The organism is Pseudomonas sp. NFPP04 (genome assembly GCF_900113815.1).
In the GTDB taxonomy this organism is placed as follows: Bacteria; Pseudomonadota; Gammaproteobacteria; order Pseudomonadales; family Pseudomonadaceae; genus Aquipseudomonas; species Aquipseudomonas extremorientalis.
The window spans coordinates 757648-771122 of sequence record NZ_FOQS01000001.1; the positions used below are offsets into that span (position 1 = coordinate 757648).

General features: G+C 61.8%; 10 protein-coding genes. 4 read left to right on the top strand and 6 right to left on the bottom strand.

All coding sequences use genetic code 11. The features are described from left to right. The first annotated feature begins 7 nt into the window (after window positions 1-7). The 3 genes from BM017_RS03515 to pcaC are packed head-to-tail and all read left to right on the top strand — an operon-like array spanning window position 8 to window position 2568. A complete protein-coding gene (locus tag BM017_RS03515; protein WP_092241283.1) occupies window positions 8-1363 on the top strand; it encodes a 3-carboxy-cis,cis-muconate cycloisomerase in 1356 nt (451 codons plus the stop codon). Window positions 1364-1373: 10 nt separating this feature from the next. Continuing rightward, the gene (gene pcaD / locus BM017_RS03520; protein ID WP_092241285.1) at window positions 1374-2165 is read left to right on the top strand and encodes a 3-oxoadipate enol-lactonase; all 792 of its coding nucleotides are present in this window, start codon (window positions 1374-1376) and stop codon (window positions 2163-2165) included. A 10-nt stretch (window positions 2166-2175) separates the two neighbouring features. Beyond that, on the top strand, window positions 2176-2568 hold the full coding sequence (pcaC, locus tag BM017_RS03525) for a 4-carboxymuconolactone decarboxylase (protein ID WP_028619276.1): 393 nt from the start codon (window positions 2176-2178) through the stop codon (window positions 2566-2568). Window positions 2569-2571: 3 nt separating this feature from the next. Here the strand turns inward: pcaC and BM017_RS03530 are convergent, their stop codons facing one another. From BM017_RS03530 to BM017_RS03555, 6 genes are all read right to left on the bottom strand, one after another. Beyond that, window positions 2572-3471: a polysaccharide deacetylase family protein gene (locus BM017_RS03530; protein WP_092241287.1), complete on the bottom strand. Its 900-nt coding sequence runs from the start codon at window positions 3469-3471 to the stop codon at window positions 2572-2574. 118 nt (window positions 3472-3589) lie between these two features. Continuing rightward, complete coding sequence (locus tag BM017_RS03535) at window positions 3590-5044, bottom strand: M91 family zinc metallopeptidase (protein ID WP_092241289.1); 1455 nt, start codon at window positions 5042-5044, stop codon at window positions 3590-3592. 91 nt (window positions 5045-5135) lie between these two features. Then, on the bottom strand, window positions 5136-6386 hold the full coding sequence (locus BM017_RS03540; protein ID WP_092241291.1) for an OprD family porin: 1251 nt from the start codon (window positions 6384-6386) through the stop codon (window positions 5136-5138). 173 nt (window positions 6387-6559) lie between these two features. Beyond that, window positions 6560-8017: an AdeC/AdeK/OprM family multidrug efflux complex outer membrane factor gene (adeC, locus tag BM017_RS03545; RefSeq protein WP_092241293.1), complete on the bottom strand. Its 1458-nt coding sequence runs from the start codon at window positions 8015-8017 to the stop codon at window positions 6560-6562. Further along, complete coding sequence (locus BM017_RS03550) at window positions 8014-11175, bottom strand: efflux RND transporter permease subunit (RefSeq protein WP_071488877.1); 3162 nt, start codon at window positions 11173-11175, stop codon at window positions 8014-8016. Before BM017_RS03550 ends, adeC begins: the two co-directional genes overlap by 4 nt. Before the next feature lie 3 nt (window positions 11176-11178). Then, the gene (locus tag BM017_RS03555; protein WP_058425202.1) at window positions 11179-12327 is read right to left on the bottom strand and encodes an efflux RND transporter periplasmic adaptor subunit; all 1149 of its coding nucleotides are present in this window, start codon (window positions 12325-12327) and stop codon (window positions 11179-11181) included. 265 nt (window positions 12328-12592) lie between these two features. Here BM017_RS03555 and BM017_RS03560 point away from each other — a divergent pair, with 265 nt between their 5' ends. Then, window positions 12593-13225 (top strand): TetR family transcriptional regulator, encoded by a 633-nt coding sequence (locus BM017_RS03560; protein WP_071488878.1) that lies wholly within the window; start codon window positions 12593-12595, stop codon window positions 13223-13225. Window positions 13226-13475 lie beyond the last annotated feature (250 nt).

Consider the following 13475-nt stretch of genomic DNA (forward strand, 5'->3'; position numbering starts at 1 on the left):
ACGCGTTATGACACTGCGCACGAGCAATCAATTGTTCGACGCTTACTTCACGGCGGACAGCATGGCCGAGGTGTTCTGCGACAGCGGACGCCTGCAGGGCATGCTGGATTTCGAAGCCGGATTGGCCCGGGCCCAGGCCCGGGTCGGGTTGATTCCCCAGGCCGCTGTCGCACCGATTGCCCAGGCCTGCCTGGCGTCGCTGTACGACGTGGATGCCCTCGGCGTGGCGATTGCCACGGCGGGGAATTCGGCGATCCCGCTGGTGAAGGCGCTGGGCAAGCTGATTGCCAGTGAAGACGCCGGGGCCGAACGTTATGTGCATTTGGGCGCGACCAGCCAGGACGTGATGGACACTGGCCTGGTGTTGCAACTGCGCCGGGCGCTGGCGTTGATCGAAAGCGACCTGGCGCGCCTGGGCGACATCCTGGCCGCCCAGGCCCAGCGTTACGCAGCCGTGCCCTTGGCCGGCCGCACCTGGTTGCAACATGCGACGCCGGTCACCCTGGGGATGAAGATCGCCGGTTGGCTGGGGGCGGTGACGCGCAGTCGACAACGGTTGGCGCAGTTGAAGCCGCGCTTGCTGGTGCTTCAGTTCGGCGGTGCCTCCGGAACCCTGGCCGCACTGGGCGAACAGGCGATGCCGGTGGCTGAAGCTTTGGCAGACGAGCTGCAACTGACCCTGCCCGAACAACCCTGGCACACTCAGCGGGATCGACTGGTAGAGTTCGCCGCCGTGCTTGGCCTGATCGCCGGCAGCCTGGGCAAACTGGGCCGCGATATCAGCCTGTTGATGCAGACCGAAGCGGCGGAGGTGTTCGAGCCGTCGGCACCGGGCAAGGGTGGCTCGTCCACCATGCCGCACAAGCGCAACCCGGTGGGCGCGGCCGTGCTGATCGGCGCCGCCACCCGCGTGCCGGGCCTGGTATCGACGATGTTCAGCGCCATGCCCCAGGAGCACGAACGCAGCCTGGGCCTGTGGCATGCCGAATGGGAAACCCTGCCCGAGATTTGCCGCCTGGTTTCCGGCGCGCTGCAACAGGCGCTGCTGGTGAGCGAAGGGTTGGAAGTCGACCCCGAGCGCATGGGCAAAAACCTCGACCTGACCCAAGGCCTGGTGCTGGCCGAAGCCGTCAGCAGCGTGCTCGCCCAACGCCTGGGCCGGGAAACGGCGCACCACTTGCTGGAACACTGCTGCAAGCGTGCCGTTACCGAGCAACGGCATTTGCGTGCGGTACTGGCGGATGAGCCGCAAGTCACCGCCGAGCTGTCGGCGGCCGAACTGGACCGCCTGCTCGACCCGGCCCACTACCTGGGCCAGGCCTGCACCTGGGTCGCCCGCGCCGTAGCCGAACACTTTGCTTGAGGAGACCACCGTGGCATTTGTACAACTCGCCGAAGGCGACCTGCATTACCAACTGGACGGGCCTGTGGATGCGCCTGTGCTGGTGTTGTCCAACTCACTGGGCACCGACCTGCATATGTGGGACATCCAGATCGCGGCCTTCACCCAGCACTTTCGCGTGCTGCGTTTCGACACCCGTGGCCATGGCAAATCCCTGGTCACCCCGGGGCCGTACAGCATCGAACAGCTCGGCCGCGACGTGATTGCGCTGCTGGATGCGCTGGATATCCAACGCGCGCATTTCTGCGGTTTGTCCATGGGCGGCCTGATCGGCCAATGGCTGGGGATCAACACGGGCGAGCGCCTGAACCGCCTGGTGGTATGCAACACCGCCGCCAGGATCGGCACGCCCGAGGTGTGGAACCCTCGCATCGAGATGGTGTTGCGTGACGGCGCAGCGGCGATGGTGGCGCTGCGCGATGCGTCCATCGCACGCTGGTTCACGGCTGATTTCGCAGCCGCCAACCCGCACCAGGCCAAGCAGATTACCGACATGCTCGCGGCGACCTCGCCTGAAGGTTACGCCGCCAATTGCGCGGCGGTGCGCGATGCGGATTTTCGTGAGCAACTGGCCTTGATCAAGGTGCCGACGTTAGTGATTGCCGGCACCGACGATGCGGTCACCCCACCGGCTGGCGGTCACTTTATCCAGAACCATGTGCGGGGCGCCGAGTACGCCGAGTTCTATGCGGCGCACCTGTCCAATGTGCAGGCCGGCGCTGCGTTCAGCGACTGCGTAATCGAATTCCTGCTGGCCCGCTGAGGAGCTGTTTGTGGACGAGAAACAACGTTACGCCGAAGGCCTGCAAGTGCGCCGCGAAGTGCTGGGCGATGCCCATGTCGACCGCAGCCTCAATGCCCTGACCGAGTTCAACAGCGAGTTCCAGGAAATGATCACCCGCCACGCCTGGGGTGATATCTGGACCCGCCCCGGCCTGCCACGGCATACCCGCAGCCTGATCACCATCGCGATGCTGATCGGCATGAACCGCAGTGAAGAACTCAAGCTGCACCTGCGTGCCGCCGCCAGCAATGGCGTGACCCGCGCCGAGATCAAGGAAGTGCTGATGCAGAGCGCGATCTACTGCGGGATTCCGGCGGCGAACGCCACTTTTCATCTGGCCGAGTCGGTGTGGGATGAGTTGGGAGTTGAGTCGCGGGAATAGGGGTCAGTGGGAATCGGCATCCCACACCCAATTCCACACGCCCGGCAGACGCACCGGTTCATTCACGTCCTTCACCGTGCGTGCCAGCGCCGCACGTTGCAGGGCGGCCGTGTCGGTGTAGAACGGTTCAGCGGCGGTCTTCATACCGGTGATCCGTGCACTGTCCAGCAGGATCTGCAAGTACTCCTGCATATGCCGCGCGGTGTAGCGGTTGATGTCGTGGAAGGTCACCACCACAGGGATCACGCCATCCACCGTCGGCAACTCGCCCAACGCAATGTGTTCGCGCACCACCGACAGTTGCCGATACAAATTGGCCCGGCGCCGTGGGCTGCCGTTGAAGCCCCAGATCTTGCCGTCATTGGCACTCAAATCCGTGAGCAGCACCTGCATGCCGTGACGCTGGTAGGCGGCGAAGGTGCGGCGGTCGTAATTCCAGAACGGCGGGCGGACCAGCACCGGCGGGTTGCCGGTGATCGACGCAATGTCAGCGGCACCTTGGGTGAGGGTGCGTTCCAGTTCGGCGTCGTTCAGCCAGCGATGGTTGGTATGAAACGCGGTGGCGGTGTGGAAGGCGAGGATGTGACCCGCCGCATACTCGCGCTGCATGGTCTTGCGGCCTCGTGAGCTGCCCCCGGAGCGTGAGGCTTCGGTTTGCAGGAAGAACACCGCCTTGATCCCCGGCAGTACCGGGTTTTGTGCCAGGTCAGCCACCACTGAGCGGCTCGGGTTGTTGTAGCCCGATGCGCTGGGGCCGTCATCGAAGGTCAGCAGAAAACGGATCGGCGCCTGGCCTTGCAGGCGTTGCTCGGTCTGGGGTGTCAGGGCGACAGGTGCGCCAATACAGCCGCTGAGGCTCAGGGCCAGGGCAAGCACGGCGGATGCGATGGCGAAGGGTTTCATGATGGGCGCGGGCTCGAATAGGAGGCCACTGCTGGGTGGATCAGCAGCGGCAGGCGCGCACGATACAGCAAGATGGCGGGTGTTGAGTTACCGTCTGACCAACGAGCGGTGTTCAGGCTCAGTCGAAATAGTGGGTACGCAGCGGCTTGCCCATTTCTTCGTTCAAGGCATTTTCAGTGAAGGGCTTGGGGTTGGGGGGATACTCTGGGGTGGTCGGCAGCCCCACGGCTTGACGTTCGCTGTTGGAGACATCAACTGACTCCCCGTTGACCACCTCTACGGTCGAGCCCGTCAACGCGGTGCCGTTTCCGGCGTTATAGGCGTGGACCATTTCGTGATAGAGGACGGTGATAGGTGAGTATGTCCTGTGGGACAGTACTTCCAAGGCTGAGCGGTTATAGACGATTTCAGCCCGGTCCGCCCGCGACCCCGGTATGCCGTCCACCATGAAACCCCACTTGGGATCGTCGCCGACCACCGGCGGGCGTTCGTTTTGCAACAAGGTTTTAAGTTCCTGGCTGCCATAGGTGTAGCCGCTTCCCGTGTCGAACTGGTCCTCCACCACGGTCACCGGTGCGCCGTTGCGCCTGGCTATCGCGTTCATTTCGGCAAGCATCTGTTTGCCCTGGGGGGAGCTGCGCAGCAAGGCCAGATCGTCTTCGACCCGTTGGATAAAGTCGGCCGAGCCTTTTATGACAAGCCCTTCAAGCGGCGCGTGGTCAGGTGTGACGGTGGTTAATATCGAGTCGTTGAGGTGCCGGATCGTATCGCCGGATTGAGCGTAGATCAGGTCGCCGGGGTGATTGGCAACCACTGCGTCGCGACCGCTGCCGGTATAGAACGTACTACGGTCGTGGCCGATCAAGCGGTCATTATCGGCGCCGCCATGCAACACCGTATGGCCGTTGCCGGCATACAGGCGGTCATTGCCGTTGCCGCCGTCCAGGTAGCTGGTTTTGCTTTTTGGTCCGGTACCAGCGTAAAGGCGGTCATTGCCGTTGTTGCCATAGATCACGTTGTCGCCGCTGCCGCCAAAGATCATGTCATCGCCGTCGTTGCCTTCGGCGTAGCCAAGGCCGCTGCCGAGGTGAAGTACGTCGTTGCCAGGACCGCCGAACAGGCGGGTGTAGCCACTGCCGGCGCGCACCCGATCATTGCCGTCCCCGGCATCCACCGTGATGGGTTGGGTCACGTTGGCGTCAATGCGGATGTTGTCGTTACCGTCGTGGGTCTTGAGGTGAAAGGTCAGTGGCTCGCCGTTTTTATCGTGGCTGTCAAAGCGATACAGCCGGCCATTGACCTTCACGTCCAACTGGCCTGGCAGGGTCTGGCTGATGTGGACCTGGTCCGCGTTGTCACCGGTTTCAAGGATCAGGCTGTTGCTGATGCTTTCGCCATGGTCGTGCTCCCAGACTGATTGCCCGCAGGCCTTCAAATTGCCGTCATCCAGAAAGGGATGCCGATGAGCTTGAACCGGGCTGTCGGACGTGAACGCCAGTTGAGGCGGTGGGTCGGGTGTGTAGTGGCTGTTGCTGAAGATCTGGGGGCATGCAATGCGATTTGAAGCGTCCATGTGTAATCCCTATGAGAGAGCCAACGCTGGCCCTGTCTCATGAAGTTGCCCGGACGCTTCAGATCGTTCCCAGGATAAATGTTATGCGGCTTTACAGCAGGCTGATCGGGTAACTGACGATCAACCGGTTCTCATCGAACTCGTTGTTACTGTAGTCGCGACGCATGCTGGAATTGCGCCAGCGCACGGTCAGGTTCTTCAGGCTGCCGCTCTGCACGGTGTAGCCCAATTCGCTTTCGCGGCCCCATTCCTTGCCATCGGTGATGGTGCCGGTGTGCACGTTGCTGCCGCTGAGATAGCGGTTCATCAGGGTCAGGCCGGGCACGCCGAGGGCGGCGAAGTTATAGTCGTGGCGCACCTGCCAGGATTTCTCCTGGGCATTGTCGTAGCTGCTGTTGTAACTGTCGTTGGCCAGGGTGCCGCCGCTGGTGCCATTGACCCGCATCCAGGCGCTGTTGCCGGTGAGCTTTTGCAGGCCGACGTAGAAGGTGTTGCCGCCGTATCTGGCGGAGAACAGGCCGGACCAGGTCTTGTTGTCCAGCTCGCCGGCGCGGGCGCTGCCATCGTCTTTGCCATAGAAGAAGCCGAGGTTGGCGCCCAGGGTCCAGTCGCCCAACGGCTGGCTGTGGGTCAGGTTGACGAACTGCTGGCTGTAGATGTCCTTGAGCTGGGCATTCCACAGGCCGATCTGGGTGCGTTTGTCGTTGAACAGGTATTCGCCGCCCTGGAAGTTGAAGCGGTCCGATGTGAATGCGGTTTTACCGAACATCGACAGGTCGCTCATGCTGCTGTCGTCACGCGGGCTGTTGGCGCGGAACTGGCCACCGTAGAGCGTCAGGCCGTCGATCTCCTTGGAGGTGATCTGGCCACCGCGCAGGGTTTGCGGCAGGGAACGGCCATCGTCCGAGCGCAGGATCGGCAGCACCGGCATCCATTCGCCAACTTTCACTTCCGTCTTGGAAATACGTGCCTTGAACGCCACGCCCAGACGCCCGAATTCATCCGCCGGGCGGCCGTCGTGGTCCAGCGGCAGCAGTTGGGTCCCCCCGGTGCCACGCCCGCCATCGAGCTTCAACGAGTACAGCCCCAACACATCCACGCCGAAACCCACCGTGCCCTGGGTAAAGCCGGACTTGGCGTCGAGGATGAAACTCTGCGTCCACTCCTGCGCGCCGCCCTGGGTCTTGGTGGGGTTGGTGAAATTGCGGTTGAAGAAGAAATTGCGCAGGTTGAGGTTGGCGCTGGCGTCTTCCAGGAAGCCGTGTTCCTCGGCGAGGGCGGGCAGGGAAAGACTGGCGACAGCGGTTGCCAGCAAAAGCTGGCGCGGGTGGAAAGTGCTCATGGCGTAAGGACCTGTTGTTATTGGGTTTATGCAGGTGGCGGCCATGGTGCGCGGCTGCGCGGGGGCGATGAAAGTGGGGGAGAGCGGGTTGTGGGCGATGATCGAACGCAAGTTGTCCGGTGCAGAAAAGCAAAAAGCCCACCAAAAGGTGGGCTTCGTTGACGCGGGTGTTATCAGAACAACTTCAGTGGCGGTGCTTCTTCTTTCAACGGTTCGTTCTTCGCGGTCTGCTCGTTCCAGCCACCGCCGAGGGCCTTGTACAGGTTGACCTCGCTGGTGAGTTGCGCCAGGCGGTCGGTGATCAGCGATTGCTGGGCACTGAACAGTTGGCGCTGGGCATCGAGGAACGTCAGGTTGCTGTCGACACCAATGCGGTAGCGACGCTCGGCCAGGCGGTAGTAATCCTGGTTGGCCGCGACGAAGCCACGCTGGGCGTCCAGTTGCTGCTTGTAGGTCTCACGTGCGGCAAGGCCGTCGGAGACTTCCTGGAAGCCGGTCTGGATCGCCTTCTCGTAGTTGGCCACGTTGATCTCTTTCTGGATCTTCGAGTAGTCCAGGCTGGCGCGCAGGCTACCGGCGTTGAAGATCGGGATGTTGATCTGCGGGGCGAACGACCAGGTGCCCGAACCGCCTTTGAACAGGCCGCCGAGGTTAGGGCTCGCGGTACCGGCGCTGGCGGTCAGGCTGATGCTCGGGAAGAACGCGGCACGGGCCGCACCGATGTTGGCGTTGGCGGCCTTGAGGTTGTACTCGGCTTGCATGATGTCGGGACGACGTTGCAGCAGGTCCGATGGCAAGCCGGCCGGCACTTCGCTGAGCAGGTTATCCGACAGCGGCTTGCTGACGATATTCGCCGGCAGGCCGGTGCCCAGCAGCAGGGTCAGGCTGTTTTCGTCCTGGGCCACCTGGCGGGTATAACGCGCCAGGGCAACCCGGGCGTTTTCCACCGAGGTACGCGATTGGCTCAGGTCGAGGGCCGAGGCCACGCCGACTTCGTTGCTGCGCGAGGTGAGCTTGAAGCTTTGCTCGTACGCGTCCAGGGTGTCCTGGGTCAGCTTGAGCAGTTCCTTGTCGGCCTGCCAGGTCAGGTAGGCGTTGGCCACGCTGGCCACCAGGCTGATCTGGGTACTGCGCCGTGCTTCTTCGGTGGCGAAGTACTTCTGCAGGGCTTCTTCGCTCAGGCTGCGTACGCGACCGAACAGGTCCAGCTCATACGAGCTGATCCCGAGACCGGCCGAGTATTGGCTGCTGATGGTCGATTCGCCGGTCTGCGACAAGCGGGCCGGGGTACGCGAACGGCTGCCGCTGCCCGTGGCCGACACGGCTGGGAACAGGTCGGCGCGCTGGATCTGGTACTGCGCGGCATAGGCGTCGATGTTCAGGGCCGCGACACGCAGGTCACGGTTGTTCACCAGCGCGGTCTGGATCAGCTGTTGCAGGGCAGGATCATGGAAAAACTGCTTCCAGCCCTGCTCGACAGCGGCCTGGCTCGGCGCCTGGGCCGACGAATACGCCGGCCCCTGCGGGAACTGTGCGGCCACCGGCGCTTCGGGGCGCTGATAGTCAGGTATCAGCGAGCAGCCACTGAGCACGAATGCGGTGACGGCTAGGGAAAGTAGCGACTTGCTCATTGGCCAGCCTCTTTAGGGGTTTCAGTTGTGTCAGTCTTTTTACGTTCGCCAGCGGCGGATACGGTTGCGAAGAACAGCGGCACCCAGAAGATCGCCAGCACGGTGGCCGTGATCATACCGCCGATTACACCGGTACCGATGGCATGCTGGCTGCCCGAACCTGCGCCCGAGGAGATCGCCAGCGGCAATACGCCGAGGATGAACGCCATGGAGGTCATGATGATCGGGCGCAGACGCATCCGCGAGGCTTCGATGGCCGACTCGACGATGCCCTTGCCTTGTTCGTGAAGTTCTTTGGCGAACTCCACGATCAGGATGGCGTTTTTCGCCGCCAGGCCCACCGTCACCAACAGGCCCACCTGGAAGAACACGTCGTTGGACAACCCGCGCATGCTGGTGGCGATCAACGCACCTACCACACCCAGCGGCACGACCAGCACCACGGCAATCGGGATCGACCAGCTTTCGTACAGGGCCGCGAGGCACAGGAACACCACCAGCAGCGACAACGCGTACAGCGCAGGCGCCTGGGAGCCGGACAGACGTTCTTCGTACGACAGCCCGGTCCACGCGTAGCCGATACCGGCCGGCAGTTCCTTGGCGATACGTTCGACTTCGGCCATGGCGTCGCCGGTACTGTAGCCCGGGGCCGGGGTACCGAGGATTTCCATTGCCGCTACACCGTTGTAGCGCGAGAGCTTGGGCGAACCGTAGATCCATTTGCCCGAGGAAATCGCCGACATTGGCACCATCTTCCCGGAGTCGCTGCGCACGTACCATTTGTCCAGGTCTTCTGGGGACATGCGACCAGCGGCTTCACCCTGCACGTACACCTTCTTCACCCGACCACGGTCGATGAAGTCGTTGACGTAGCTGCCACCCAGGGCGATCGCCAGGGTCTGGTTGATGCTCGACAGCGAAATACCCTGGGCACTGGCCTTCTCGTCGTCGACGGTGAGCTCGTACTGCGGCTCATCGTTCACGCCGTTGGGGCGCACACCCGCCAGGATCTTGCTTTGCGCGGCAGCCCCGAGGAACTGGTTGCGTGCATCCATCAGCTTCTGGTGGCCAACGCCGCCCTGGTCTTGCAGGAACACGTCGAAACCGGTGGCGTTACCCAATTCCAGTACCGAAGGCGGCACGATGGCGAACACCATGGCGTCCTTGAAAGCACCGAAGAAGTAACCCTGGGCACGCTTGGCCACTTCGAATACCGAGGTGGACGCATCCCGTTCATCCCACGGCTTGAGCATCACGAACGCCAGGCCCGAACTCTGGCCACGACCGGCGAAGTTGAAGCCGTTTACGGTGAATACCGACTTCACCGCCTTGCCTTCGCCCGGCTCGCCTTCCTTGTCGTTGAGCAGGAAGGCACGCATGTCGTCGATGACCTTCTGCGTACGTTCGGCCGAAGAACCGACCGGGGTCTGCACCTGGGCAAAGATCACGCCCTGGTCTTCTTCCGGCAGGAACGCGCTCGGAATGCGGGTGAACAGCCAGATCATGCCGGCGAAGATGATCAGGTACACGAAGAATGCTGGAAACTTGTGCTTGATCATGTTGCCCACGCCGCGCTCGTAGCTCAGTACGCCACGGTCGAAGGTGCGGTTGAACCAGCCGAAGAAACCCCGCTTGGGTTGGCCGTGCTTCTCAGGGTCGATCGGCTTGAGCATGGTGGCGCACAAGGCCGGGGTGAAGATCAGGGCAACCAGTACCGACAACGCCATGGCCGAAACGATGGTGATGGAGAACTGTTTGTAGATCACACCGGTGGAGCCACCGAAGAATGCCATCGGCAACAGTACCGCCGACAGCACCAGGGCAATACCGACCAGGGCACCCTGGATCTGGCCCATGGACTTGACCGTCGCCTCCTTGGGCGACAGGTGTTCCTCGGCCATTACCCGCTCGACGTTTTCCACCACGACGATGGCATCGTCCACCAGCAGGCCGATGGCCAGGATCATGCCGAACATGGTCAGGGTGTTGATGGTGAAACCGAACGCGGCCAGGATCCCGAAGGTACCCAGCAATACCACCGGTACGGTCATGGTGGTGATGATGGTGGCGCGGAAGTTCTGCAGGAACAGGAACATCACCAGGAACACCAGCACGATCGCTTCGACCAGGGTATGGACTACACCGGAGATCGATTCGGTCACTACCGGCGTGGTGTCATACGGCACCACTGCCTTCATGCCTGGCGGGAAGAACGGTTCCAGGGACGCCACGGTGGCACGGATGGCCTTGGCGGTGTCCAGGGCGTTGGCGCCCGAGGCGAGCTTGATCGCCATACCCGACGCCGGCTTGCCGTTGAACTGTGCGCTGATGCTGTAGTTCTGGCCACCCAGTTCGATCCGTGCGATGTCACGCAGGCGAACCTGGGAACCGTCGGTATTGACCTTCATCAGGATCTTGCCGAACTCTTCAGCGGTCTGCAGGCGGGTCTTGCCGATGATGGTTGCGTTCAGCTGGGTACCGGGCAGGGCAGGCAGGCCGCCCAATTGGCCGGTGGCCACCTGGACGTTCTGCGCCGCGATGGCGGTGCTGACGTCGACCGGGGTCAACTGGTAGTTGTTCAACTTGGCCGGGTCGAGCCAGATACGCATGGCGTACTGCGAACCGAACACCTGGAAGTCACCTACACCTGCCGTCCGCGAGATCGGGTCCTGGATGTTGGACACGATGTAGTTGGACAGGTCGTCCTTGGTCATGCTGCCGTCTTCCGACACCAGACCGATCACCATCAGGAAGTTCTTCACCGACTTGGTCACGCGGATACCCTGCTGCTGCACTTCTTGCGGCAGCAGCGGGGTCGCCAGGTTCAGCTTGTTTTGCACCTGGACCTGGGCGATGTCCGGGTTGGTACCCTGGTTGAACGTCGCGGTGATGGTCATGCTGCCGTCGGAGTTACTGTCCGAGGCGACATAACGCAGGTTGTCGATACCGTTGAGCTGTTGCTCGATCACCTGCACCACGGTGTCCTGCACGGTTTGTGCGGACGCGCCTGGGTAGGTCACCTGGATGTCGATGGCGGTTGGCGCGATGGCCGGGTATTGGTTGATGGGCAACTTCAGGATCGACAATGCCCCGACCAGCATGATCACCAGAGCAATTACCCAGGCGAAAATGGGACGGTCGATAAAAAATTTCGACATGGGTTACTCCCCCTGGCCAGCAGCGGCGGCAGGAGCGGGAGCAGAACCGGCAGGCTTGGCGTTGTCGGCGTCCTTGACCTTGACTTCGATGCCCGGCTTGATGAATTGCAGGCCTTCGGTGATCACGCGGTCACCGGCGTCCAGGCCTTTTTCCACCAGCCAGTAGGCGCCGGCAGTGCGGTTGGCCACCAGTTGACGCTGCTCGACCTTGTTGTCCTTGTTCACCACCATGGCGGTCGGGATACCTTTGATATCACGGGTCACGCCTTGTTGCGGTGCCAGGATGGCCTTGCTGTTCACGCCGGCTTGCAACTGGGCGTGCACGAACATGCCTGGCAGCAGGGTGTGGTCAGGGTTGGGGAACACGGCGCGCAGGGTCACGGAGCCGGTGGTCTGGTCGACCGATACTTCGGAGAACTCCAGCTTGCCGTCCTGGCCATAGGCAGTGCCGTCTTCCAGGGTCAGCTTGACCTTGGCCGCGTTGGCGCCGGCTTTTTCCAGCTGGCCGCTTTCCAGGTCGCGGCGCAGTTTCAGCATTTCGGCCGAAGACTGCGTGACGTCGACGTAGATCGGGTCCAGTTGCTGGATGACGGCCATGGCATCGGCCTGGCCGTTGCTGACCAGCGCGCCTTCGGTTACCGAAGAACGGCCGATACGCCCGGAGATCGGCGCGAACACTTTGGTATAGCGCACGTTGATCTGGGCGGTTTGAACGTTGGCTTCCGCGGTCATGCGGTTGGCGACGGCGGTGTCGTATTCCTGACGGCTGACGGCCTGCTCATCGACCAACTGCTTGTAGCGGTCGGAGATGGACTTGGTCTGGGTCAGGCTGGCCTGTGCGCTTTTCAGGGTGGCGTCATACACCGACGGGTCGATCTGGTAGAGCTGTTGCCCTTCCTTCACGTCGCCACCTTCCTTGAACAGGCGCTTGAGAATGATGCCGTTGACCTGTGGGCGAACTTCCGCGATGCGGTAGGCGGTGGTGCGGCCTGGCAGCTCGGTCGTCAGGGTATAGGCTTGCGGTTGAATGGTGACCACGCCGACCTGAGGGGTTTGGGCGGGCGGAGCCGCTTCTTCCTTTTTACATCCGCTGAGCAGCGATGCCAGGGCGACGGCAGTGACCAGAGCGGTAACAGCTGGCTTAAGTTGCATGAAGATCCTCGGGTCAGGCGCGCAAGGTGCGCACAAGAAGTGTGGAAGGGTAAAAAACAAGCTGTGAGTAGATAAGTAGCTTGCTACGCAATATACTTACGTTCATGGTTGTTTGTAAACTCTTGACAGGCTTCGCGGAATGTTGACAAAGCAACGCCCAAAGCCTCGATTTTAGTACGTTCGGCGCCCATGACGGTGTCGTCCCACAATGATTCAGACGGTGGCCAACCACCACCCACCGTGTCCCGATTGAGGTTTTACTGCCATGGTTCGTCGCACTAAAGAGGAAGCTCAGGAAACGCGCAGCCAGATTCTCCAGGCCGCCGAGCAAGCCTTCTATGAACGTGGCGTTGCGCGGACCACGCTGGCGGATATCGCCGCGCTGGCCGGTGTGACGCGGGGCGCTATCTACTGGCATTTCAGCAATAAATCCGATTTGCTCCAGGCGCTGCTCGACACGCTGCATGAGCCGCTGGACGAGTTGGCCAGGGCCAGTGAAAGCGAGGATGAACTCGACCCGCTGGGCTGTATGCGCAAGTTGTTGATTCATTTGTTCCATCAAGTGGCCCTGGACCCGAAAACCCGGCGCATCAACGAGATCTTGTTCCATAAGTGCGAATTCACCGATGAAATGTGCGACATGCGTCGCCAGCGCCAGACCCACAGCCAGGAATGCAACCTGCGCATCGGCCTGACATTGCGTAATGCGGTCCATCGCGGGCAACTTCCGGAAAACCTCGATACCACCCGTGGCGCGGTGTGCATCCACGCCTACATCAACGGGCTGATCGGCCAGTGGCTGCTGGTACCCGACAGCTTCCAACTGCATCAGGAAGCCGAACGCTGGGTGGACGCCGGGCTGGACATGCTGCGCTGGAGCCCAAGCCTGCGCAATTAAGACAAAATGCGTAATTGCATCAGGTTGTGTCAACAGTAAAGCCCAAGGACCGTCAATCGTCCTTCTGACTGATGGGTGGGGTGACTTTATATACGGGCTGGCGGGCGGTTGATAGGTAGCCGCCTAAGTATTTTGTAGCGATTTTGTTGCAGGGCTGTGAAGGAGTGTTTCCTAGGCCCCATGAAAAAGCCCCGGTTCCTGCGAGCCGGGGCTTTTTCGTTTCAGCATTTTGCGACGTTGACCGTGACCT

Bases quoted from the DNA above. Each gene is read 5' to 3' on its own strand.
- BM017_RS03515 (WP_092241283.1), top strand. From the start codon at position 8: ATGACACTGCGCACGAGCAATCAATTGTTCGACGCTTACTTCACGGCG.
- BM017_RS03530 (WP_092241287.1), bottom strand. From the start codon at position 3,471: ATGAAACCCTTCGCCATCGCATCCGCCGTGCTTGCCCTGGCCCTGAGC.
- BM017_RS03535 (WP_092241289.1), bottom strand. From the start codon at position 5,044: ATGGACGCTTCAAATCGCATTGCATGCCCCCAGATCTTCAGCAACAGC.
- BM017_RS03540 (WP_092241291.1), bottom strand. From the start codon at position 6,386: ATGAGCACTTTCCACCCGCGCCAGCTTTTGCTGGCAACCGCTGTCGCC.
- adeC (WP_092241293.1), bottom strand. From the start codon at position 8,017: ATGAGCAAGTCGCTACTTTCCCTAGCCGTCACCGCATTCGTGCTCAGT.
- BM017_RS03550 (WP_071488877.1), bottom strand. From the start codon at position 11,175: ATGTCGAAATTTTTTATCGACCGTCCCATTTTCGCCTGGGTAATTGCT.
- BM017_RS03555 (WP_058425202.1), bottom strand. From the start codon at position 12,327: ATGCAACTTAAGCCAGCTGTTACCGCTCTGGTCACTGCCGTCGCCCTG.
- BM017_RS03560 (WP_071488878.1), top strand. From the start codon at position 12,593: ATGGTTCGTCGCACTAAAGAGGAAGCTCAGGAAACGCGCAGCCAGATT.